The organism is Parablautia sp. Marseille-Q6255 (genome assembly GCF_951230155.1).
Lineage (GTDB): Bacteria > Bacillota > Clostridia > Lachnospirales > Lachnospiraceae > Choladousia.
In genome coordinates this window covers 52,405-76,697 of sequence record NZ_CATNVD010000017.1, presented here as the reverse complement: position 1 = coordinate 76,697, position 24,293 = coordinate 52,405, and the positions used below count along the sequence as shown (strand labels likewise).

Here is a 24,293-nt window from a genome sequence, read left to right as displayed (position 1 = left end):
GAATATCCCGCACCGGTAAACGCTTCACTCGTTGCTCTCTGACGCTCCCCGGATCAGCTCCAATGCCTGCTCATAGTTGTCCTCTCCCCGTACACACAGAAGTATCTGTGTGACATCGCTATCGGATGGCTGCAGGGTACAGGCCTGTTCATACGGAAGGTAGATGCGTTCTTCTGATTCTCCGAGTACCGCTGCCACATTGCAGGGGCTCCAGTCCCCGTCCTTTGGGGCGGCTCTGCCCTCTGGCGAAGCTGCTTTTCCTGTGACGCTGTCTGCATTCCCTTCTGCCTCTTTGTCTGCTGCCGGTATACCGTCAATGAGCTGATACTGCCAGGTAAGTTCCTTATACTGCTCCAGTATGGAGCGTCTCCGTTTTTCCGAAACCGCATGTCCGGTCATATCCGTCAGGGCCTGCAGGCTGTTTTCACCGATCAACAAAGCCGGCACCTTCCCAAGCGCTGTATCCTGCGCCTGCTTTACATGCATCTGAAGCTGCGTCAGGTCTGCTCCCGTCCATACTGTGTCCATCACATAATCTTCTACCCGCAGCCGCACCGGGATCTCACATATCGGCGTGATGGAGCGAAGCCCTGGAAGCGCTTTCGCCTGCTCCAGAAATCTCGCGTCATAGCTGTATTTACCAAGCGGTACGATCCCCTGACAGATCTTTTTCTGCGACTGCACACTTTGGAACAGCGATACGCCAAGCCATACAAGGGCTGCCAGCAAAGCTGTACAGGACCAGAACACGATCCTGTCTGCACTGCTTTGTATATATGCTTTCTTTCCCCTCTTCATCCGCGTCATCCCTTCCTCGTATCATCCTTTTCCAGTAAGCGCCGTGCGATGCTGCCTACTGTCTTGGGGGATCTGTACGGGAGCTCTGCCGCGCTTCCTTAAGCAGCACGCCGCTCCTGCGAAGTCTCCAGATCAGAATCAGGATCAGCAGGATCAGTCCTGCAATAACAGCCGCAAAAACTGATATCCACCAGGAATTGGCCTCTGGCTCATCCTCGACTTTCAGAGAAAGCACCTCTGCTTTTTTTATTTCTGTCTGATATTCTTTCGTTATTTCATGTGTTTCGCCATTTACATCTTCATATTGCAGTGTCACTGTACCGGTTACCGGCCCGTATTTTTCAGAATCCTCTGTACCGGGATCTTCTCCGATCGCTTCCATGGTCCGCGTACCTACATAAACGCGCATAACGGTATTTCCCTGTGTACCGGCCTCCATATTTCCGATAAAAGCATCTTCATTTGGAAACAGGCCGGTCCCTTCCAGCTTCAGTCTCACATTGTACACATCCGTGCGGCTCAGATTCATGACAGAAAGAGGCAGCTCTACAGTATCAGAGGCATATACGTCGGCAGGGATCTGCCCCATCTCAAGCTCCACCTGCACCGGCTGTACGACAGGGACAGTCAGACTTTCTGTGCCTGTCACCTGTGTCCCCTTTTTGTCCTCATACTCAAAGAGAAAAGACAGCACTGCCCGATCCTCCTCGGCAAGCGGCATTACTTTTATCGTATTTTCCAGTTCGATCTCTCCGCCCGGCGCTACTTCTGAAAAGTAAAAAGAATTACGCCCAAGCTGCACAGATTTTGCCTCTGTCTGTACAGTTACCTTGAGATTATGTGCCGTTTGAGAGCTGCTGCGATTGCGAAACGAGACACGCATCGTCTCCTGTCCTCCCGCCGGCAGGCTCTTTCCGGATAAGCTGCTCTCCTCCAGAAGAAACTTTGGCTGCCGGATAATCTCCTCCGGTGCCTCTCCGCCTCCTCCAGAATATCCTCCGCCCCCGCCGCCTGTATCTCCGCCGCCGAAGTTCTCCCCCTTCCCTGGATCCTTTGGTTCTGGTATCTGCACAAAAATCTGATAATCAAGAGAAACCTTTTCATTCCTGTTCGTATAGCCCCATGCCTTCACCGTCACACAGTATTGACCCGGTACCGCACTTTCCTGAAGCGGCACCTCGCAGGTGTAGAGATAGACCTGCTTTCTGTCAGAGGAATATCCAAGCGCACCAGCAGCATGCAAACTTTCTTTGGCCGGATCACTCTGATCGGCATCTTCTTCCATGATACCGTTTTGCAGAATGTACCATTTGCTGGAAATATCCTTCTGATAATTTTTTAATACAAATGGCGTATTTTCTGTCTGCGCAAATGCAAGATCCACAGTAAGACGGTCCTCCTTGAGCGCTCCGCTGGCAGTAAATGGGATCGCCAGGTACAAAACGCCTTTTTTTACTTTGGGCTGGTACCCTTCTGAGAATGACTGCTTCATTCCCCTGTAGCGGTGCCGGTTATCTATCCCGAGATAGATCGCCTCTTCCTGCTCCTGCGTATGACCGGACTCACTTTCCTGCATCTCCTCCGACTGTGTCTGAGCTTCCGTCTGCGGCTCCATCACCAGCTCTGACTCCGATTCGGTCTGATCCGGTTCTGTCATATCAGACCCGGATCCGGTCTGGTCCCCTCCTGCCGCGTCAGACTCTGGTTCCGTCTGTCCTTCCTCCGCCCCAGGCTGCTGCCACTCCTCCTGCGAAAGCTGTGTCTCCGGCACTCCTTCATTTTGCTGCGTCTCCGGTACCGTCTGTGCCTGCCCGTTTGGAAGCGCGCTGCTCTCGCCGCCCGAAGCGCCAAAAGCAGTACTTCCGCTTAGTCCCGGATCAGATACTTCAATATTTTCTATCAGAAAATCCGGTGCGGTCTCCGTCGGGACGGTTCGCTTCACCTCTTCCTTCGTCCTGTTCTTTTTCTCTTTAACAGCGCTGTATGCAGCAGGCTCTCCGACCGCTTCGATACATATTTCTGTTTCTGCCGCGTGTACCCTTTCCACAGAGCTGCCCCATCCGATCCAGCCTGCGCCTGATGCTATAAGGATCGCGGCAGTCACTGTTATACTTACTGATCTTCTTTTCATTTTCATACGCTCCCTGTTTCTGATCGTAAACAACCGGTCTGTATTTTATGGATTTGCTTCAGGATCCATTCTGCGCAGCACACCTGCATCCATTTCATAGACCTCATCGCACAAAATGCGAATATCCTCTTCATTATGACTTGCCAGCAATATCGTTTTGCCGGACTGCTTCAAGTCCAGAATAATCCTGCGGATTTCTGCCACGCCGTGCTTATCAAGACCATTGAACGGCTCGTCGAGGATCAGCAGGCGGGGATCTTCCATGATTGCCTGCGCAATCCCCAGCCGCTGACGCATACCAAGAGAATATTTTGCCACAGGTTTTTTCATATCCGGATCCAGTCCTACCTTTTTTAGCACCAGACGGACATCTGCCCTGGAAATCTTGTGCCGCATATCAGCCAGGATCTCAAGATTCCTCCTGCCGGTAAGATTCGTAAGAAAACCGGGCGTCTCTATAATGACCCCCAGACTTTCAGGAAAGTCCGTATCCACGCCGATTTGTTGTCCAAATACACGCACCGTCCCTGTCGTAGCGGTCAGAAATCCACAGATACATTTCATCAAAACAGTCTTTCCAGATCCGTTATTTCCCACAATCCCATACACTTTTCCCGCTTCCAGTGACAGACTTAGTTCTTTTAAGACAAGATCATCTCCAAAACGTTTCGTCACACCGGAAAGCTCCAGCCACATTTCTTTTTTTGCTCCTGACAGCATCCTGTATTTCCTCCCATGCCTTTGTCCCATCCTCTTTTCGCTGTGTCCGCAATCCCTACAGCTCCTCCAGTTTTGCATACATCACCGCTGCGTGCGCCCCGGCAAAAAGAAATAAAAGCAGGAGCAAAAACAGCCAGAGTCCCTCGCCCCGGCCGCCCCACTGTGCGCTCCCGGAAATCCACTGCGGTGGATACAGCCACAGCGCATCAGGAAAATATCGCTCCTGTAAAATGATGCAAAAATAATAAAATACGAATGGAATACCAAATGCAAGATATCCGGAACCGCCAAGCACACCGCAAAATCCGCCAAGTGAAGCAAACACGGCTCCGATCAGCCCGCAGCGAAGCAGAGGCTCCAGAGCCTCCCATACCGCCGTCAGCCTGATTTTCCCGGTTTCCTCTAATGGGAAAAAGAACAGGAAATATCCAAACAGTACCAAAAGCCCCGCAATGACCCAGACGCAAAAGCCGCTGCATGCGACGGTTAAAATCTTATTCTCGACATAAGCGCGCCTTCCGGTTCTCGGGAGTGCGCTTTTTAGGAATCCGCCCTTCCACTCATACAAAAAAGAATCGCTCCAGGCAAGCACAGCCCCGGCCGGGAGCAGATAACAGACTGATTTGGAGGAAATCATTTTCTCAAATGCCTCCAGAAACCAGCCGGTCTGCAGCAGCCCCTCCTGTTTGGGCAATGGAGTCCCTGCGATCATGCCCGCAACAGCTAAGACCAGCGCGATCCAAAAGCCTTTCCCCAGAAACATTCTTGCCAGCTCGCTTTTCATCACACGTCAGCTCCTCTCTCCAAGGAAACGGAAGCTGTATCGTTTCATCGAACCAAGCGCGAGCCCTGAAAACGCCACAAGCAGCACGCCAAAAACGATACAGGACTGCCAGACAGCAGGAAGCCGGTCATAGCCAAAGCTGTGTCTGGCATACGTCACATGGCTTAAAGGGCTGAGCCATCCGATCAGCACATTGATCTTGTACATCTCGTATTCCTCCATATGTAACAGTGCCCCTAGTACCTCCGGTTCGAGCAGGAAACCATACAGGCTAAAAAACAGCCCGAGCAGCATCCCCCGATTTGCCCCAAGCGCAATGTTTCCTGCAAGGATCAGAAAGCTTAAGCACAGCGTATACAGAAATAAAAGCAGTATCACCTGAAGCATACAGCCGTATGGCGTAATACTTTCCATCACCTTTACTGTAGATGGTACGCAAAGCTCTTCCCCGAGCTTAGAATACGCAAGCATTGCCGCCGTCTCGCTCCAGATATCGCCCACATAGCTCATCTTCATACATAAAAGAACAGTAGCCGCGAACAGAAATACCGTATACAGCAGGGAAGCACAGATCACATAAGCAAACTGCCCCGCCAGCCATCGCTTTTTGGTCGTACGGTACAGATAATAGGGCGTCGCACTGCTCATCTGCGGCAGATCTGAAAACAGCAGCAAAAGCAGCACTGAGCTAAGCAGCACGCAGGTCGGGTCGCCAAAGGTCCAAAGAAACGGTTCCGCAAGCTGTACCGGCGTTCCATACGCATCTATGACCACCATTACTCTCGAGCTTAAAAGATAACACAGGACAAAGCCAAGCAAAAATGTCAGTATGACCTTCGGGTTCTTCCAGAAGCCCCGGAAATTGTACCGTACAACAGAACAGACCTGCCGGATCGCCTGCATATTAATACCCCAGTCCCAGATCTATGATGCTTCCGTCTACGGCATTAATCGTCAGGCAGCTCTCCTGTTTACTCTTTGATCCGCCATATTCTGCAATCTGTCCATTTTCCTCTTCATAGCTGGACTGAAATGTTCCAAAGAAATTCCACACCGGCACCAGCAGACCGGAGTTCGCGTCAGAGGCAGGTTCATAAATCCTGCCATAGCCAAACACGATACGGCTGATGTGATAATTTCTCTCTTTTTCATAGTTCAGGACATCTGCGTTGCTGACCTGCATCATCTTTTCATAAATCTGTATAATCTCGTCAAATGGCAGAAGCTCCAGATTCTGTGTCCGCACTTCACCGATATCGTACCGGTTGAGAAATTCCACCTTTTCGATTCCATCTTTGGAAATGATCATATCCAGGCGCTCATACCCCCATGTCTCCATGTCACTGTCCATGCTCTCAAGTCCGCCCCCGTATTGTGACGTATAGGTCACCGGAACGCCGTCCAGCGTTCTCGTATAATGCAGGATGTAGCCTGCCCCGGTCTGGCGCTCTCTGGCATAGCCGACATTATCTGTCGCAGACAGATCTGCTTCCTCCCAGTATTTCACTCCTTTTTCCCAGGCGTTCAGCTTCATATCCGTAAATCCGAGCTGTTCTACCTTTTCCTCTGCGATCGCCACTGCTTCCTCAAAAGAAATACCGATCTCCTCGCTTATTTCCTCCTCAGAAGGCAGATCCGAGATACTTCCGTTATTGAGCAGATCGTATTCCAGCCACTGCTCGGACGCAGAAGTATCTTCTATATCCTTCACTCTATCGATATTTACCTCAAAGGGAAAGCTTGCATATGACGATATACGATAGTTACAATAGGTCCCATCCGGCATACTGACATATCCCGCAAAGGATCCCCCCTCTTCCTGACCATCCGATACAAGCTGAGGCTTGACCTCTTCCCACGTGCGCTCCTCCGGCGCCTCCGCCATTGCCGCCTCCAGCTCCTCGATGCTCCGGTTAATATCATAGTAATAATTTCCCTCTTCATCTACGCCCATATCATATGGGTCCATGTTTCCCTGTGACACGTATCCCTTTAGTTCTTCGAGCTTTGTCTGTATCTCTCCTTTTGTCTCCTGCATCAGGCTGTAGGTATCATAAATCTCTGCATCGCCAAAAAACGTCTCTGTGATCCGGTCTATCTGTTCCTGATCAAGCGGATGCTGACTCACCTCGATCATAGACGCCTGATCCGCAGCAGGTATTTCTACATCCGCATCTGTTGTGACGGTCAGCCGTCCGGTTGCGTCCACCGTCTCATTCTGATAATGCTTTGGCGCTCCAAGACGCGTCCGCAGTTCTCCCTCCTGCGCAGCTGCATCTTCTTTCTGTGCATCCCCTTTCGCAGCATCATCTGTTTTTTCGGATGTGCTTTCTTTATAATTTTCCATAGAAGCTTTCCCCTTCTGCTTCACAAGCGAGCTCTCCGGCGTCTTTGCGCACCCGGAAAACACCATGGCGCCAATAACAATACCCAGCATGGAAATGTATTTTTTCTTCATAATGGTCCCCTTCTTTCTGAATTTACTCCGTACTTACTGTAGCAAAGCTGCCTCGGGCAAGTCTTCCCCAAACTGTAACCATTTTGTAACTACCACACCACCGACACCCGCGTCCCTTTTCCTTCCTCACTCTCTATCACAAGCTGCGCTTCGTGCAGCCGCGCGATCCTGCTGCACAGAGCCAGTCCAAGCCCGATACTGCCCGCAGATTTTGCCCGCGATTTATTTACCATATAAAATGCCTCTGTCACCCGCCCCAGCTCATTTGCAGGAATGCCTTTTCCGTGATCTTCCACCACAATGCTGTGATCGTCTGCGATCACGCGGATCTCACTTCTGTCCGGGGATGCTTTACAGGCATTGTCTACCAGATTCATCAGAAGGCTCATCATCAGATCCGCATCCATACTGCGCTCCAGATCTCTGGGAATGCAGGTACAGACGAGCCGGATGTTTTTTTGCCGGAGTCTGAATACGGTCAGCTCCTCCAGCCGACGAAAAAGCTCCTCCAGCCTTACCGTACGCAGGCAAATCTCCTGCGTACTGCTCTCATACAGCCCTGTCAGCTCCAGCATTTTTTCAGACAGCCGGGACAGCCGTTTTCCTTCACTGCGGATGTAGCCAAGAGCACGTACGCGATTTTTCTCAGACAGACACGTCGTAAGAAGCGTATCTGCGTATCCTATGATCGCTGTCAGAGGCGTCTTAAGCTCGTGCGCCAGGCTGCCAAGAAGCTGCCTTTGCTGCTCATTCGTATCTGTCAGAAGCGCCATATGCTCCTCCACCTTCTCTGCCATCTGGTTAAAGCTCACAGTCAGCGCGCCGATCTCATCCCGTCCTCTTACCTGTGCGCGGCTCTCATATGCCCCGCCTGCAATGGCAGAAGCCGCCTGCTGCAGCTCCATCAGAGGAAAAAGCGCGCGGGCGATCCCGGCGTACAAAAAGACGCCGCAAAGCAGAAGCAGGCATGATGTAAAGGCAATCCCCTGCCAGAACACCTTCTGTGTTCTCGCAAAGATGTCCGTTACATCCCGGTAGAGGATCACACTGTAAGTCTGTCCCCCGGCGGTGATCCCACCCTGAGAAAACAAAAGCAGCCTTCTGCCATTTACCTTTTGAACGCTGCTTACAGAAATCATATCTGGATAACTGGAAAGCAGTTCCTCGTTCTTTCTTAAAAAATCTATATCATATGTATAAGGAGAGCTGTTAAATATTTCTTCTGTTCCTTCAAACAGCGCGCCTCTGCTCAGAAATATCCGCCGGAATGCCCCTGTCGCCACTGCTCTGTACAGTACCGCCTCATTCTGTGCCTCACTGCTTCTGTCCGATATAGCTGCAGTCCTAGCATGCCACATATTCGTTTGCATCTGTACGCATTCCCGCGCGATCCGCTCCTTCTCATACTGCACAATATCCTCCATGCCCTGCTGCTGTGATTTCCACAGAAGGTATCCGGTCAGGATTACCGCCAGCAGCACCATTCCAAGCGATACCTGCAGATAAATTTTCCAGAACAGCGCTCCACATTTTGTTTTTCCTTTTTTTGTCTTCATCCCTGTATCCCAAAACTGCTTCATACATATACCCCTGTTGTCCATGCTCTATCTTACCTGTCTTGTCCGCCCTCCTGCGTGCCTGCGTCTGCCTCCATACGGTATCCGACGCGCGGGATCGTACGGATCACATCCTGAAAGCCAAGCTTTTTCCGTATACGTCCCACATGCGCATCCACGGTCCGCGTCTCCCCATCAAATGCCACACCCCAGAGCGCGCTCAGAAGCTGACTTCGCGTCAGCGCTTTGTTTCTGTTTCGCACAAACATCATCAGGCAGTCAAATTCCATGGGCTTTAAATAAACCTCACAGCCGTTTTTTAGTACCTTGCGCTCCTCCGGGAAAATCTCCACATCCCGGATACGGATCCTTGCATCAGCAGGACGGCGACGGGCGAGCACCTTATCTATGCGAACCAGAAGCTCCAGCATTTCAAACGGTTTTACAATATAATCTTCTGCCCCCGCAGTCAGCCCCCGTACCTTACTGTTCACATCCCCTTTCGCAGTCAGAAAGATCACCGGGATCCCGTATTCGCGAAGGTGCGGCAGCAGTGCAAAACCGTCCAGCCCCGGCAGCATCACATCAACCACCGCACAGCTATAGCTGTGATCTGCCGCAAGTGCCTCCCATGCCTCCTTCCCGTCAAAAAACGGCTGTGACTCATAGCCGGCCACCTCCAGATTCATGCAGATCAGATCATTGATCGCGTCTTCATCCTCTATTACTAAAATACGTTCTGACATCTTTTTTCTCCATTTCTCATCCCGGGCAGCCAGCTGCCCTGATAGTTTTATTATGACATATATGATACAAAGCGATTGTAACTAAGTTGTAAATAAATAAGACACACATTGCAAAGCAATAAAATGCCCCCATCTCTGTACGCTGTAAGGGACGCCTGTCAGGCAAAAAACAGCCGCAGCGATATCCGCTACGGCCTTTTCCTTTACTTTTATCTGTTTTTATATTTTCCTTCTGCCTGGTCCGATACAGTCATATAGTCATATATCAGTAATAGCACCCGTTTTGTTTCTGCCACTCACAGATGATATTGACATTTTCAAGCTCTGTGGCGCTGATATATGTGTAGAGCATTTCATTCGCTGATGCAGACGGGCAGTATGGCTTTGCCTGCTCATACCAGTCCTTGCCTTCAAACTGATCGTACGCCTCCTTCGCCGCGCCGCCCTGTGCCTCACTAAACGTATAGCCGTACCGCGCCAGGATCTCATTAATAGCAAGCTGCGACCAGTAATGGCGTTCTTCCACTGTATCTGCCTGCAGCTTTGTCAGATCCTCATCCGTCAGAAGCTCCTTGCTGCTGTGCGGGAAAATAAAGTCGGAAGCAGGAGCCAGGATACCATTTATCACAGTAAGCTGCCCGGAAGTCTCTGCATCCGTATCAGCAGCAGACCCGGCAGCGCCTTCATCTGCACCGCTATTTTGTGTACCCATACGTTCTTTTACCTTCGCTACGATTTCCGGAGTCACAAGTGCCTGCTGCGGTCCTGCTGCATACGATGCCACACCGTAGGCCGGGATATCCGCGTACATCCCTTCCGCAGTCTTCCAATAAGCCATTTCGTCAAGATAGCTGCGGATACTGTCTTCCGTAATATTTTCAACCTGTCCGATGATATGTTCCCGATAGGCTTCCACAACAGCCTCCTTTGCCGTCTCCTCCTCGCAGCCAAGCAGATCTCCCATCGTGAGCTGCTCCCCTGTACGCAGGTCAAACGATGTACCGACTGCATAGCCGTACCCGTGAGCCCCTCCGCTGTATGTATAAACATACTGCATCACAGAAAAAATGTCACTGTCAAGATAAAGAGAATCGCACGTCACATCAAATGCAAGCGCATTTGCTGCTTCTGAATTATACTCCTGCAATTCTGCCTGTACCTGCTCCATATTCGCAGCCTCTGTCTGCACAGTGCGTACTGCTTCATCATAAAAATACTGATTGACCTTATCGAGAATCTCCTGATCAAAGCTGTCGATCCCTGTCAGCACCGGATACTCATACGAAACAAATTCACCGGAGGCTTCCGTCTTTTTCTCTACCTGATATACGCCAAACGCACCCTCCTGCTCCTGCGCCTGCGCACCCAAAGCAAAACCTCCAAAACACAGCACGCCGGCCAAAACACTGCTTATATACAGCTGGATCCTTTTCATATTATATATCCTCCTCTGTCCCTTTCTTAACGCTCAGGTTCTTATTTTCTATGATATCGGGACCCATACCGATTGTCAATTGAAAGATGAAAAAACAGCGTTGCCCTGTGACAACGCCGTCTCTGTCTTTTGTATATTTTCCATGCATCAGATCTCAAATACATCCAATTCTTTTGCTCCAAGACGATCCCGGATCTCCCGGATTGCTTCTTTAAGCGCCTGAAGATCATCCTCCTCATAGTTGCAGAAAGGTCTGCGGATATATCCGCCATCCACGCCCCGCCATCGCAGCAGATTATGCAAAACAGACGGAAAATCATACTTCAGACAAGCGAAGATAAACTCATCTGCCATTTTCTGCAAACGGATAGCCTCCGGCATATTTCCTTCACGGAACGAATTCTCTATTTTCTTGTAAATGTCAGGAATAACATTATAAAAAGAACCAATAATGCCGTCCGCTCCAAAGCAGAACCCGGAAAGTGCCATCTCATCACAGCCGGAATAAATCATAAAATCTTTTCCCAGCTTTTCTTTCAGGAATCCCATTTCATCATGAGAACGAGCTGTATACTTTAATCCTTTTACGTGATCAAGCTGCGCAATCCTCTGCAAAAGTCCTTCGTCCATAATCCCGGCCAGTGCAATATTATATACAATCATCGGCAGGTCTACTGATTCTGAGATATCCCTATAATAGGAAAAGATATCATCCTGCGAAAATTTCCAGTAAAAAGGAGGCACAGAAGAAATCGCATCTGCCCCTGCTTTTTCTGCCTGTTTTGCCAGCTCTATCGATTTCTTTGTCCCAATATCGCCCACGTGGACAATTACCGGTTTTCTGCCATTTACATGATTGATCACGGTTTCTACTGTGTGCATACGTTCCTCCATTGTCATGGTAAAGCATGCGCCCGTACTTCCAGTCAGATAAAATCCATCTGCATCATGATCCAGCAAAAAATCGAGGACTTCTTTTGTGCGGCTGTCATCCAGATTTTCTTTTTCATCAAAGATTGTCAGATTTGCCGGAATTACTCCCTTGATTTCTGTAACATCATAATGTTTCATTCTTTTTTCTCCTTTCTCTCTTCTGTTTTTACAAGATGGCAGCAGACCGTATGCGGTCGGCCATTTTTCATAAGCGTCACCGGTTCTGGTTTTTTTGTTTTACAGACGTCCTGACATTTGGGACATCTGGGATGGAATGGGCAGCCGGACGGCGGATTTACCGGACTTGGAACATCTCCCTGCAGTGGGATCCGCTTTCTTCTCTGGTTGATATCCGCAACCGGGATCGCACTGATGAGCGCCTCTGTATACGGATGAAGTGTATTGGCAAAAAGCTCCTGTGTATCCGCAATCTCAACAATATGCCCCAAATACATGACAATGATCCTGTCACTGATATACTCAACAACCGACAGATCATGCGTGATAAACATATACGTCAGCTTATATTCTTCCTTCAGCTTCATCAAAAGCTGGAGTACCTGCGCCTGAATGGAAACATCAAGGGCTGATACAGCTTCATCGCATACAATGAATTCCGGTGAAACAGACAAAGCTCTGGCTATTCCGATCCTCTGTCTTTGTCCGCCCGAAAACTCATTTGGATAACGTTCCATGTAATCCTCTGGAAGATTCACTGCCTGCAAAAGCTCTGCGATTTTCTTTTTCCGCTCCTCCTTGTTTTTCATTCCAAAACGGATCAACGGCTCTTGCATAGACCCGAAAATCGTAAAAGATGGATTTAATGAAGAATAGGGATCCTGAAATACAATCTGCATCCGGCGCCGCGCCTCGTCCAGATCCTTTTTTTTCATGGTCATCAGATCTTTTTCTCCTTCCGGGAAATCGTAAAAAACATTTCCCGCATAAGGACGTATCAACTGAAGGATGCTCTTTCCAAGCGTGGTCTTACCGCAGCCGCTCTCTCCTACCACCCCGAGGATTTCTCCGCGATATACATCAAGGTCCACATCATCAACTGCTTTTACATATCCAACCGTATGCTTAAAAACTCCTTTTTTTACCGGATACCATGTTTTCAGCCCTCTGACCCTGATCAGGACATTTTTGTCATCAGTCATTCGCTTCTCCCTCCTTTTTTCTCAGATGATGGAAGCACCTGCACATATGCCCCTCTTCTACCATGCTTTCAGGCGGCATACCGGTCTCACATTCCGGGGTGGCATATGCGCACCTGGGAGCAAATTGACAGCCTGCCGGACGGTTGTAAGGATCCGGCGTAGAGCCTTTGATCGGTTCCAGCTTCTGTTCCCTCCCTCTGCCCAGTACTGGTATGGAATCCAGAAGCGCTTTCGTATAAGGATGCGAAGGCCGCGTCAGGACTGCCCTTGCATCCCCGCTCTCAACGATATTCCCCATATACATTACCGCCACATCATCCGCCAGCTCTGCGACCACTCCCATATCATGTGTGATCAGTAAAATAGCCGTATCATTAGTTTCTTTCAGATCCAGCATCAGCTCGAAGATCTGTGCCTGTATCGTTACATCCAGCGCCGTTGTCGGCTCATCTGCGATCAGTACTTTTGGCCGACAGCTCATCGCCATTGCGATCATTGCCCTCTGGCTCATTCCACCTGAAAACTGATGCGGATATTCCTTTACCCGCTGCTTGGGAAGGGGGATCCCCATTTCTTTCAGAAGCTGTATCGACTTTTTCGTTGCATCCTTACGCGAAGAAGCACCGTTGTGATACAGCAACGCCTCATTAATCTGATAGCCCACGGTAAATACAGGATTTAATGCTGTCATTGGATCCTGAAAGATCATTGCCATTCCCTCTCCGCGCAGCTTTCGCATTTCTTTCCCTTTTCGTTTCAGCCTGTCGATACGGATATCCTCGCCCTGATAATGGAAGGTGATGCTCCCTTTTTCTATCCTTGACAGATCCGGCAGAAGTCCCATGATAGAATTAGCTGTAACTGATTTTCCACAGCCGCTCTCTCCGACAATACACATGATCTTTCCCTTTTTCAGCTCAAAAGAAACCCCTCGCAGCACCTTGTTGCAGCGGTCATTGTTATAAAAATTCACATGAAGGTCCTCCACCTTCACAACTACATCCTGATTTCGTTCCATTCCATCACCTCTTATCCTATCTGAGAAGGATCTGTTGCATCACGCAGGCCATCACCAATAAAGTTTATGCTGATAACAAAAAGCGTTACTGCAATACCGGTCGGAAGCCAGATCCACCATGCCTGCTTCAAAATCGTCAAATCCTGTGCCACATTCAAAATATTCCCCCATGTGGCTACCTCAAGCGGTACGCCAAGGCCAAGAAAGCTAAGTGCTGCCTCCTGAAGGATAAACATAGCAGTAGAAAGTGTGATATTGACAAAAATGGGACCTATCGCATTCGGAAGAATATGCTTAAACGCAATCCTCATTCCGCCGATGCCAAATGCTTTCAGTGCCTGTACATATTCCTGTTCCCGAAGAGAAAGCATCTGAGAACGTGCCATACGATACATCGAAGGCCAGCCGGTAAGAGAAAAAATAAAAATCAGGTTCCACAGGCTCTGTCCTGTAATCGTTACTAAAATCAATACGAGGATCATCTGTGGGAATGCCATCATGATCTCTGATACCTTCATTACGATGCCATCCAGCCATCCCCCCTTATAGCCCGCAATCGTACCAAGTGATACACCGAGTACTGTCGCTATCAGCGCACTTCCCAGTCCGACTGCAATGGAAACTCTTCCTCCAAACAAAATCCTTGCCCAGATGTCACGCCCAATCTTGTCTGTTCCTAAAATATGTTCCGCTGACGGCGGTTGCAGGATGCTTCGCAGATCTACCTTCGTTGCATCATACGGCGTGAACAGAGGCGCTGCACAGCACATAAATAAAATAACAACAAAAATTATAATTCCTGCCACTGAAAGCCGGTTGGCAAACATCTTACGCAGAGCTCTGTTTTTCATGCGCTTTTTTATCTGCCCGGCTTCCTCTCTGGCCAGGATTTTATCCATTTTCCGATCTAATGAACTCATCTGGCGCCTCCCTAACTCAACTTAATACGCGGATCAAGTGCCGCTGTTACAATATCCACAATAATACTTGAAATCAGCACCAGCAGTACGCTGAAAAATCCGATCATCATTACAAGCGGCGTATTCTGCGCCCGGACAGAATCCACAAACAGGGCCCCGATCCCCGGCCACTGAAACACCTCTTCGATCACCACCGCTCCTCCGATGAGCATCGGAAGACGGAATCCGATCAGCACAACAACAGGTGTCAGTGCTGCCCTCAAACCGTGTAGCAGATTCAGCCTCCACTCAGGGATTCCTTTTGCGCGCGCTGTCTTCATATAATCCTTTCCCATCGAGTCCAGCATACTTCCTCTTGCATAGCGCATCACACCTGAGGTAAGAGAAAATCCGAGTACAAGCGCCGGCATGATCAGATACGGAAGCCTTTCAAAGAAATTCTGATCCATGGAAGCCATCCGTCCTCCAACCGGAAGAAGATTCAAATGCAGAGCAAATGCGTTGATACAGATCAAACCAAGCAAAAACTGAGGAATCGCCACGCCGATCATACCGACTACACTTAACATCTGATCCAGAATGCTGCCCTTTTTCAATGCACTGATGACGCCGAACAAAATGCCAAAAATAGAAGAAAAAATAAGCGCTGTCACTGTCAGCTCGATTGTTGCCGGAAGATGATTTTTCATCAGTGTTGCAACCGGAACGCCGCTTTGCAGAGAATAGCCAAAATCTCCATGAAGAACTCCGCCAAGCCATTTAACATAGCGGACCATAAAAGGATCATTCAATCCAAGCGATTCTCTCATCTCATTAAGCTGCGTTTCTGACATCGTGGACAGCGCATCTGGCGGAATCAGAAAATCCACTGCATCTCCTGGCATCAGTTCAATCCCCAGATAGATTAAAAAGCTTAAAACAAGCATCATAGGGATTAAGGACAGAATCTTTCTAATTACATAATTCGTCATACCTGCCTCCTAAAAAACGAGGTGCTGCAAAAACTTCTTTCCGTGGATTTTGCAGCACCTCAATACAATTCATTACTTGATATTTGCCTCATGCGGGAACTGATTGATATAGAAGCATCTCGTATACCGGATATTTGCCACCTCTACATTCATGTTCTCCAGCTCTTCTATTGCCTTTGCATCATCTGTAGATTTGCTCCATGCATAATCGATCTTTCCTGCACTTGCATTTTTGACCAGGTTTGCATCATTTTCTCCGCTTGCAAACATATAAATTTTTTCAATATTTCCGCTGCCCTGTTTATAGTATCCATCCCATCTCTTCAATGTGGCATAATTATTCAGGACAACCTCATCTACCATAAACGGACCTGAGCCAATTGGCTTCTGCCAGAACTGATCCTGCTGTAAGGTTGCCGGATCGGCATTCTCAAGACAGTGTTTCGGAAGAATCGGCCACTGAGAGAATACCTGCAGTGCATTTGCTGCAATCTTATCAAACTGAACCGTTACTTTATTTCCGTCTACTACGACACCTGCCAGATCTTCGCTCTTTCCATCCAGATAGTCCTGTGCGCCTGTGATCGCCTGAACCACCTCTGTCGCCACTGCATTTGCACCCGGAGTCTTTAACATCAGCTCGATCGTAAACTTCACATCTTCTGCTGTAAGCGGCTCGCCGTCATGCCAGGTCAGTCCATCTCTTAGTACAAACTCGATGGATAAGGAATCCTCACTGACACTGTAGCTTTCTGCCAGCATGCCTTCCGTTGGGTTCAATGAACTGTCGGCATTGATCAGCTTGTCAAAAATCAGCTCTGTATTGATCATATATCCCGGATTTACCATCGGATACCAGAAGAATTCCTGCGGACCTCCATTTGTATACAATGTCTTATCCTCACGGTTGATATTCCAGTCGAGAATATTTTTCTCATAAGAGAACTGGTCATTTCCGACTTTACTTCCTGCCATGTCGAGATCATCACTGTTGTAGATAAAGCATACCTGATGATACAGCGGCATCGCCAGCTCATTCTCTGCGACATAAGCCTGTATCTGCTTAAAGGCTTCTTTCTGCTCATCTGTATCCATCGTAGAGTTCGATGCTGCAATCAGCTCATCCAGTCCTTCCTGAAGCGGGACGGAAGAATTATTCGTTGCCGTTGATGCAAACCGGTTATAAAACTCACTCTCTGTAAGTGCTGCTACTGCCGCATATGCCAGATCCCATTTCACCGCCGACGGTCCATTTTCCTTATCCTCCGGAGCTACCCAAAGCTGCGCCGCAAGATCCCCTTCCAGTTTTCTGAACTGTGCCTTTACCCCTACCTCACTCCAATACTGTCCGATGATCGTCATTAAATCCACGGTCTGCTGATCATCGTAGTAATATACAACATCCAGTGTGTAATCAGACGGCCAGTCCGCTTCCTTCAAAAGCTCCTTTGCTTTTTCCGGATCGTAGGAATAAACCGGAAGCTCTGCATTAAGCCAGTCACCCGGCGCCGTAAAGCTGATCGCCTTCTCTGCTTTTCCGTCAAACAAAGAATCTACGATCGCGTCCAGATCAATCGCATAAGCAAGTGCCTGACGCACACGTACATCTGCAAGCGGCGTACCCAGTTCCTGACAGCTGACTGCTTTTTCTTCTGCCATTACTGCTGTACCATTCCCCAACAGCATCCCCGCTGCCATAGCAGCTGCACACAGGAAACTTGTGATTTTTTTGAGTTTCATACTTTGTCCTCCTTTTTTAATTTGTACTTTGTACTACAATCTCAGTTACAAAAGCCCTTGATAAGTTGAAAATAACATAGTTTTTTTGTTATGTCAAGCAATCTTTTGTCTATTATGTTATATATTTCTATTCTTTATCTTATTTTTTGTATATTATAACCTGTTATTGACTTTATTTGTAAAACATACTATTATGTTTTTATATAATTGTACTTTGTACTACAAATACAGCACACAAATAAGGAGGAGTCTCTCAATGACAACTACTTCTGGTCTTCACAATCTGAAATCTGAAAAATTATATATTCGTGTTTACGATGAGATCAAAGAATATATTTTCCGAAATAATCTTCAGCCCGGGGATAAGCTTCCTACAGAAATGGAGCTGTGTGAATCGCTCGGCGTCAGCCGAAATGTCCTTCGGGAATCTATCAAAGCACTCGAGATTACGGGACTCGTGCGATCCAGGCCGGGCGTCGGCATTGTTATCCGTGATTGCAATATGGACTTTTTCATGTCCACTCTGGTCAGTCAGCTCTCTGCTTACCGCGATCCTCATTTAGAAGAATATATCGAAGAGCTGCGGCGCATTCTTGAGATCGGTTTCATGGATCATGCCTTCGACAGTATCACACAGGAAGATATTGCAGAGCTTGCAATTCTCGTTGACACAATGGAGAAAAAAGGGAAATCACAGGCAAAGGCAAAAACAATGTCCTCTTTTGGCGTTGCTTTTGCTAAAGCGGATGCATCCTTTCACCGCACGCTCTTCTCTCACGTTCAAAATCGTCTGATGACCTCCATTATCGACTTTTTCTGGGCGTACGATGAAACCTACAAAATGAAAAGCACACATAGCCACCTGAATATTACAATAGACAAACATAAACGGATTTATGAAGCGCTGCTTGCACATGACCGCTCTGCTTTTCATGATGCCATGTATTATCATTTTAATTACGATTACGATAAAAAATAAACGAAACCTGAGGAGGATAATAGAATGTACGATGTACTTCCGGTAAAAAGAAAAAAAGAAACATTTGATGTCCTCGTAATTGGCTGCGGGCTTGCCGGGATCACAGCCGCATTCCGCGCCGCTGACGCCGGTGTGCGCGTACTGCTGATAACCAAAACACAGCTTTGCTCCGGCTCAAGCTTTTACGGACTGATGGATACCATCCATTGCCAGGCAACTATAGATGAGAATGACGAAACCGTTTTTCTGGAAGACATCCTCGCCTGCAGTGCCCGCATGAATGATACCTGGATGAACCAGTATTACATCCGCAACATCCGTTCCTGTATTTCTTACCTGAAACGAATGGGCATAGCTTTTGAAAAGTTACCGGAGCCCAAGCTTCCCTGTTTCGGAACACATGCACATGACTTATATTTCTGGAAGGACTGGAAGCAGATCCGTACCTCCGTGCGCGCTCGTATAGAAGCCCACCCAAACATCACGCTCGCAGAGGATACTGAACTGATCGCCCTGTTACAGCAATCATCAGGAGCAATCTGCGGCGCCTGCTTCTACCGGAAAAACACAAGGACATATGAAGCCATCACAGCCAAATCCGTGATCCTTGCTACCGGTGGTTTCGGAGGACTTTATAAACATAATCTTAACAGTCCTGACGTATGCGGGGATGGTCAGGCATTAGCATTAAAAGCAGGTGCTTCCTTAATTAATCTGGAATTTAATCAATTTATCCCCGGCTTTATCTCTCCGGGATATAAAATTGTATTCCGGGAGGGCAGTCTTGATTATTGCAGCGGACTGTTCGACTCCAGCCAGACAAATGTACTGCGTCAGTATTTCTCTTCCGATGAAGAAATGGGCCATTGTCTGAAGAAGCGGGCGCTCCATGGTCCTTTTACGACGGCAGACAAAACTGGAGAGTTTGATCTTGCTCTTTTCGATGCTGCTTTAAAAAGCTGTGATAACGGAGTAGAGATTTGTTACCGGCCGGAAATTCTTCTTGATCCGCGAAGCTATGTAAGGGATTATATAAGCTGGTTACACGAAACATTTGATATAACCCTCTCAAAAGACACGATCAAAATCGCACCGTTTTTTCATGCCGCTAATGGCGGAATCTTTGTCGACCACACCTGCCAGAGCACCATTCCCGGTCTATTCGCATGCGGTGAATGTGCCGGCGGTATTCACGGTGCTGACCGGCTCGGTGGAAATGCTTCTGGAAGCTGCCTTGTATTTGGAACTCTGGCTGCTATATCTGCAGCTGCATATGCAAGTCAGACCTCCATTTATTCCTTATCTGAAAGCGAATTACAAACACAGCTTCACAGAACTTACCGCTCGGACCATACTATTGCTTCTGAAAATCTTCTTTCTCCAGAGGCCATCACCCTGAAAGTAAAAGATCTCATGTGGAAATACTGCAATGTCCAAAGAAATCAATCCGACCTTGACTTTGTGAGGCAGGAAATCCAAACACTGCGTCAGAAATTCTTTCCCTGGAAATATTTGTTTTCTTCGCAGGAGAGTGTTCTAAAAGCTGCACTTTGTGCGGAGCATGCACTGACTCTGTCAGAAGCTCTTGCTCTTGCCATGTCGCAGCGAAAAGAAAGTCGTGGAGGACATTACCGCAGTGACTTTCCTCTCACAGATCCGGCATGGGAAAAACGCATTGTAATCTCCATACAAAACGGAACGTTGCATTCTTCCTTTTCCCCGTGTATGGACCGGGATTTTTCAGATGCAGTCGATTAAGCCGGTTATCTTCTTAATAAAAAACAGCCTTTTGTGTATATGGAAAGTGAATATGTCCTGCGGACTTTTCACTCCGACACAAAAAGGCTGTTTTCTTTTCATTTATCTTTTACTGCTTTTGGCCGGATCAGATACCTGCCTTCTTTGCAGCAGCTTCTACTACGTGGCTTACGAGCACAGAAGTCGTTACGCTTCCTACGCCGCCCGGTACCGGAGTGATCGCCTCTACGATCGGCTCCACTGCTGCGTAGTCAACATCGCCGCAAAGCTTGCCTTCTGCATTTACGTTGATACCTACATCGATGACAACCTGTCCCGGTTTTACATACTCTGCGCCTACAACACCTGCGCGTCCTGCTGCTACGATGATGATATCTGCCTCTTTTGCAACGCTTGGCATATCAACTGTCTTTGTATGACATACAGTAACAGTCGCATTCTTCTTGATCAGCATCATGGCTGCCGGCTTACCTACGACAAGGCTTCGTCCGATCACAACTGCTTTTTTGCCTGTGCAGTCGATCCCGTAATGATCCAGGATCTCCATACATGCCTGAGGTGTGCACGGCGGATAGCCGATAGCTTTTCCTGTAAATACACCAGACATGGAACCATCTGTCATACAGTCAACATCCTTTGCCGGATCCAGCGCGTTCTCGATCACAGACTGATTCAGGTGCTTCGGAAGCGGACGGAACAGAAGAACGCCGTGGATCGCGTCATTCTTATTTACATCGTCGATCACCTTCAAAAGCTCTTCCTGAGATACGTCAGCCGGAAGAAGGATCTTCTCACATGCTACGCCAAGTGTTTCGCAGCGCTTTGTTGCACCTCTCTCGTAGGAAATATCGCTCTCATTTTCTCCGACACGGATAATGCCAAGTGTCGGCTTTACACCCTTTGCTTCCAGTTCGGCTACTTTCGCTTTAATTCTCTCGTTGAGGGCAGCCGTAACCTCTTTACCAAGTAACTGCTTTGCCATTTTGTGCTCCTTTTCTGCTATTCGCTTCGTATAATTTAATTGCCTGCTTTACAGACCTTATTTCAGGCGTGCCAGTACGCTGTCAAAAATCTCATCTGCCATCGGCGGATATTTCTCAAGCATTGCGTCAGCCTTTGCATTCAGCTCTGCTGCGTACTCTTTGTTTGCCATAGACTTCGTATTGATGTATACGTTCAGGCTTGCTCCCTTTAATGCGGCCTTGCAGAACGCTGCGCCCACGCCTGCATCGCTGATCGCCAGTGCAGAACCCTTTGCAGCAAATTCTCTGATCAGTTCAATTGCCTCACAGCATTTCTCCATGATCTCCATCGGCACTGCACACGCATCTTTCAGGACGATCTCCATCACGCGCGCTTTTTCTGCCTTTTCTTCCTCTGTGGCACGCGGCATACCGTATGCTTTTGCAAGCGGTTCGAATACCTCCGCATCCTTCTCTACAAGCGCAAGGAGCTCTGCCTGCAGCTTGTCGCATTTTGCCTTGAGCTCATACATCTCAGCCTCTACATCAGCATATTTTTTCTTTCCTACTGTGAGGCTTCCGACCATGTTTCCAAGAGCTGTTCCAACTGCGCCTACAAGCGCAGATGCACCACCGCCGCCTGGAACCGGAGCCTTAGACGCGAGCACTTCTACAAATTCATTACATGGTACTGTTGAAAAACCCATCGCTATCTACCTCCTAATCTACCTGTCACGGATATTCCTGAATATCTGTTTTACAAAACTTTTTTCACTGTGAAAAGCCTGCAGCAGCGTATCAGCTGCACGCTTTCCACAGTATCGTTTTCTGCAAAGAAATTTAGAACAGCCCGGAGATCTTTCCTGTCTCGTCTACGTCGATTCTCTCTGCAGCCGGTACCTTCGGCAGACCCGGCATTGTCATGATCTCACCGGTAAGCGCTACGATAAAGCCTGCACCTGCGGAGATCTTGAGGTTACGTACCGTTACCTCGAAGTCTGTCGGCGCGCCGAGCTTCGTCTGGTCGTCTGTCAGGGAGTACTGTGTCTTAGCCACGCAGATCGGGCAGTTGCCGTAGCCGAGAGCCTCGAGCTCTTTTGCCTGCTTCTGTGCGTTTGCTGTCAGGACAACTCTCTTGCCGCCGTAGATCTTCTGTACGATCTGGTTGAGCTTATCCTCGATGCTTCCCTCCAGCTCATAGCTGTATGTGAAGTCGTTCGGCTCCTCTACGAGACGGATCACTTCTTCTGCAAGCTTGATGCCGCCTTCGCCGCCCTTTGCCCATACCTCGGACAGTGCTACGTTTACACCGAGCTCTTTACACTTGCTCTCTACGAGGTCAAGCTCTGCCTTTGTATCGGTCGGGAATGCGTTGATCGCTACTACGCACGGCAGTTTGTATACGTTTCTGATATTGCTTACATGCTTGAGCAGGTTCGGAAGTCCCTTTTCCAGAGCCTCAAGGTTCTCGTTGTTCAGGTCAGCCTTCGGAACGCCTCCGTTGTATTTCAGCGCACGTACCGTAGCTACGATCACGACTGCATTCGGCTTCAGTCCTGCCATACGGCACTTGATGTCAAGGAACTTCTCAGCTCCGAGGTCTGCGCCGAAGCCTGCCTCTGTGATCGCATAATCACCAAGCTTTAACGCCATCTTTGTTGCGATTACGGAGTTACATCCGTGTGCGATATTTGCGAACGGTCCGCCGTGTACGATCGCCGGAACGTGCTCCAGTGTCTGTACAAGGTTCGGCTTCAGAGCGTCCTTGAGCAGTGCGCACATAGCGCCCTCTGCATGCAGATCGCCTGCTGTTACCGGCTTCTGCTCAGAAGCTTTTCCGTATGTATAACCAACAATGATTCTTGCCAGACGTTTCTTCAGGTCTGTGATGTCGCTTGCCAGACACAGAACTGCCATGATCTCGGATGCTACTGTGATATCATAGCCATCCTCTCTCGGCATGCCGTTTGTCTTTCCGCCAAGTCCGTCTACAACGAAACGCAGCTGACGGTCGTTCATATCCACACATCTTCTCCATGTGATCTTTCTCGGGTCGATGTTCAGTGCATTGCCCTGGTAGATGTGGTTGTCAAGCATTGCTGCAAGCAGGTTGTTTGCTGCGCCGATCGCATGGAAGTCACCGGTAAAGTGGAGGTTGATATCTTCCATCGGAACGACCTGTGCGTATCCGCCGCCTGCTGCTCCGCCCTTTACGCCAAATACCGGTCCGAGGGACGGCTCACGAAGCGCTACCATAACGTTCTTGCCCAGCTTCTGCAGTCCGTCAGCCAGACCAACTGTCGTCGTTGTCTTTCCTTCTCCTGCCGGAGTCGGGTTGATCGCTGTGACAAGGATGAGCTTTCCGTCCTTCTTATCTGTTTCTTTCAGAAGATTGTAGTCGATCTTTGCCTTATAATTTCCGTACTGCTCCAGATACTTCGGATCAATGCCAGCCTTTGCTGCGATCTCCGTAATCGGAGACATTGTAGTTTCCTGTGCGATTTCGATGTCTGTTTTGAATCCCATTGGTAAACCCTCCTGCTATAATTTTTATTTATTTACAACTGCTTCATTGTCCCAAGGATAACGTCGCAGGCGACCACGAGGTCTTCCGCATGAAAGGCGACCGGAAAATTATCACTGAACAGGATCTGCGAGGACGGCGGAAACTCCTCATCACCGCCCCAGAGCTGAAAGCGGATGAAAAACCCTGAAAACAGCTCGATTTCATACCCCTCGTCTCCTGCCTTGATTTTTTTCGCCTTCATTTTTTCCATTACACGGACAAATTCCTCCAGCCTGTTGCCATAGGAAAATGCCAGACGCATCATGCAGCGTCCGTTAAACTGACGGTAGTACAGCTCACCCCACGGCACTTCCCGGTATGTCAGAAACTTCCCGGTACTCTTTGCCTGGCAGCACTCTGTCAGAAAACGGATGACCAGCGTCTTTGCTTTTGCCATCTCAGGCAGCGGACACCACTGATCGTCCTCCTGCGTACGTCTTACATGAAAATCCGGATAGCTGACCTCGTACTCCTTTCCAAGGAACAGCAGAGTAAATGCGCCTTTTTCTTCAGAATAAGGAAAACCGGTACGCAAACTGATTTCTTTCGGATCCTTTTTCGCATACTCTTCCAGATAATGTTCAAAAGGCACCCTGTCTATGTTGTCTTTTTCGTATTCAAATTCCATACAATTCTCCTTACTCTGCATAATTTTTAT

Annotated in this window: 21 protein-coding genes; 2 read left to right on the top strand and 19 right to left on the bottom strand. The window is 48.5% G+C overall.

The genetic code is table 11. The annotated features are described in order from the left end of the window. Window positions 1-24 precede the first annotated feature (24 nt). The 15 genes from QOX44_RS13985 to QOX44_RS13915 all read right to left on the bottom strand — a co-directional run bounded on the left by QOX44_RS13985 (window position 25) and on the right by QOX44_RS13915 (window position 17,370). Entirely contained in the window at window positions 25-807 is a 783-nt protein-coding gene (locus QOX44_RS13985) for a hypothetical protein (RefSeq protein ID WP_283683910.1), read from the bottom strand. Window positions 808-853: 46 nt separating this feature from the next. Then, on the bottom strand, window positions 854-2,929 hold the full coding sequence (locus QOX44_RS13980) for a hypothetical protein (protein ID WP_283683908.1): 2,076 nt from the start codon (window positions 2,927-2,929) through the stop codon (window positions 854-856). A gap of 45 nt (window positions 2,930-2,974) precedes the next feature. Next, the gene (locus QOX44_RS13975) at window positions 2,975-3,649 is read right to left on the bottom strand and encodes an ABC transporter ATP-binding protein (RefSeq protein ID WP_283683907.1); all 675 of its coding nucleotides are present in this window, start codon (window positions 3,647-3,649) and stop codon (window positions 2,975-2,977) included. A gap of 55 nt (window positions 3,650-3,704) precedes the next feature. Then, window positions 3,705-4,436, bottom strand: a complete 732-nt coding sequence (locus QOX44_RS13970) for an ABC transporter permease (protein WP_283683905.1) — start codon at window positions 4,434-4,436, stop codon at window positions 3,705-3,707. Window positions 4,437-4,439: 3 nt separating this feature from the next. Beyond that, entirely contained in the window at window positions 4,440-5,336 is an 897-nt protein-coding gene (locus QOX44_RS13965) for a hypothetical protein (RefSeq protein WP_283683903.1), read from the bottom strand. Window position 5,337: 1 nt separating this feature from the next. Beyond that, on the bottom strand, window positions 5,338-6,891 hold the full coding sequence (locus QOX44_RS13960; protein ID WP_283683902.1) for a DUF6034 family protein: 1,554 nt from the start codon (window positions 6,889-6,891) through the stop codon (window positions 5,338-5,340). Between the two features lie 89 nt (window positions 6,892-6,980). Then, complete coding sequence (locus QOX44_RS13955; RefSeq protein ID WP_283683901.1) at window positions 6,981-8,471, bottom strand: sensor histidine kinase; 1,491 nt, start codon at window positions 8,469-8,471, stop codon at window positions 6,981-6,983. Between the two features lie 29 nt (window positions 8,472-8,500). Beyond that, window positions 8,501-9,193 carry a response regulator transcription factor gene (locus tag QOX44_RS13950; RefSeq protein ID WP_283683899.1) on the bottom strand — a complete coding sequence of 231 codons (693 nt, stop codon included), beginning with the start codon at window positions 9,191-9,193 and terminating at the stop codon, window positions 8,501-8,503. A gap of 265 nt (window positions 9,194-9,458) precedes the next feature. Continuing rightward, on the bottom strand, window positions 9,459-10,628 hold the full coding sequence (locus tag QOX44_RS13945) for a PdaC/SigV domain-containing protein (protein ID WP_283683897.1): 1,170 nt from the start codon (window positions 10,626-10,628) through the stop codon (window positions 9,459-9,461). Between the two features lie 147 nt (window positions 10,629-10,775). Continuing rightward, complete coding sequence (locus QOX44_RS13940; protein ID WP_283683896.1) at window positions 10,776-11,699, bottom strand: dihydrodipicolinate synthase family protein; 924 nt, start codon at window positions 11,697-11,699, stop codon at window positions 10,776-10,778. Then, window positions 11,696-12,721 carry an ABC transporter ATP-binding protein gene (locus tag QOX44_RS13935; RefSeq protein ID WP_283683894.1) on the bottom strand — a complete coding sequence of 342 codons (1,026 nt, stop codon included), beginning with the start codon at window positions 12,719-12,721 and terminating at the stop codon, window positions 11,696-11,698. The genes QOX44_RS13940 and QOX44_RS13935 overlap by 4 nt, the downstream gene beginning before the upstream one ends. After that, complete coding sequence (locus tag QOX44_RS13930) at window positions 12,714-13,739, bottom strand: ABC transporter ATP-binding protein (protein ID WP_283683893.1); 1,026 nt, start codon at window positions 13,737-13,739, stop codon at window positions 12,714-12,716. Before QOX44_RS13930 ends, QOX44_RS13935 begins: the two co-directional genes overlap by 8 nt. Window positions 13,740-13,750: 11 nt before the next feature. Continuing rightward, window positions 13,751-14,659, bottom strand: a complete 909-nt coding sequence (locus tag QOX44_RS13925; protein WP_283683892.1) for an ABC transporter permease — start codon at window positions 14,657-14,659, stop codon at window positions 13,751-13,753. Between the two features lie 11 nt (window positions 14,660-14,670). After that, window positions 14,671-15,630 carry an ABC transporter permease gene (locus tag QOX44_RS13920; protein WP_283683890.1) on the bottom strand — a complete coding sequence of 320 codons (960 nt, stop codon included), beginning with the start codon at window positions 15,628-15,630 and terminating at the stop codon, window positions 14,671-14,673. 72 nt (window positions 15,631-15,702) lie between these two features. After that, window positions 15,703-17,370 (bottom strand): ABC transporter substrate-binding protein, encoded by a 1,668-nt coding sequence (locus QOX44_RS13915; RefSeq protein WP_283683889.1) that lies wholly within the window; start codon window positions 17,368-17,370, stop codon window positions 15,703-15,705. 256 nt (window positions 17,371-17,626) lie between these two features. Here QOX44_RS13915 and QOX44_RS13910 point away from each other — a divergent pair, with 256 nt between their 5' ends. Together QOX44_RS13910 and QOX44_RS13905 are read left to right on the top strand one after the other, a co-directional pair. Beyond that, the gene (locus QOX44_RS13910; protein WP_283683888.1) at window positions 17,627-18,349 is read left to right on the top strand and encodes a FadR/GntR family transcriptional regulator; all 723 of its coding nucleotides are present in this window, start codon (window positions 17,627-17,629) and stop codon (window positions 18,347-18,349) included. A 24-nt stretch (window positions 18,350-18,373) separates the two neighbouring features. Next, the gene (locus QOX44_RS13905) at window positions 18,374-20,107 is read left to right on the top strand and encodes an FAD-binding protein (RefSeq protein ID WP_283683886.1); all 1,734 of its coding nucleotides are present in this window, start codon (window positions 18,374-18,376) and stop codon (window positions 20,105-20,107) included. A gap of 127 nt (window positions 20,108-20,234) precedes the next feature. Here QOX44_RS13905 and QOX44_RS13900 read toward each other — a convergent pair whose 3' ends face one another. The 4 genes from QOX44_RS13900 to QOX44_RS13885 form a co-directional block, all read right to left on the bottom strand. Next, complete coding sequence (locus tag QOX44_RS13900) at window positions 20,235-21,089, bottom strand: bifunctional 5,10-methylenetetrahydrofolate dehydrogenase/5,10-methenyltetrahydrofolate cyclohydrolase (RefSeq protein WP_283683884.1); 855 nt, start codon at window positions 21,087-21,089, stop codon at window positions 20,235-20,237. Between the two features lie 57 nt (window positions 21,090-21,146). Further along, complete coding sequence (locus tag QOX44_RS13895) at window positions 21,147-21,776, bottom strand: cyclodeaminase/cyclohydrolase family protein (RefSeq protein ID WP_283683881.1); 630 nt, start codon at window positions 21,774-21,776, stop codon at window positions 21,147-21,149. Window positions 21,777-21,909: 133 nt separating this feature from the next. Further along, window positions 21,910-23,595, bottom strand: a complete 1,686-nt coding sequence (locus QOX44_RS13890; protein ID WP_283683879.1) for a formate--tetrahydrofolate ligase — start codon at window positions 23,593-23,595, stop codon at window positions 21,910-21,912. Window positions 23,596-23,627: 32 nt separating this feature from the next. Beyond that, window positions 23,628-24,263 (bottom strand): DUF3786 domain-containing protein, encoded by a 636-nt coding sequence (locus QOX44_RS13885; RefSeq protein WP_283683877.1) that lies wholly within the window; start codon window positions 24,261-24,263, stop codon window positions 23,628-23,630. Window positions 24,264-24,293 lie beyond the last annotated feature (30 nt).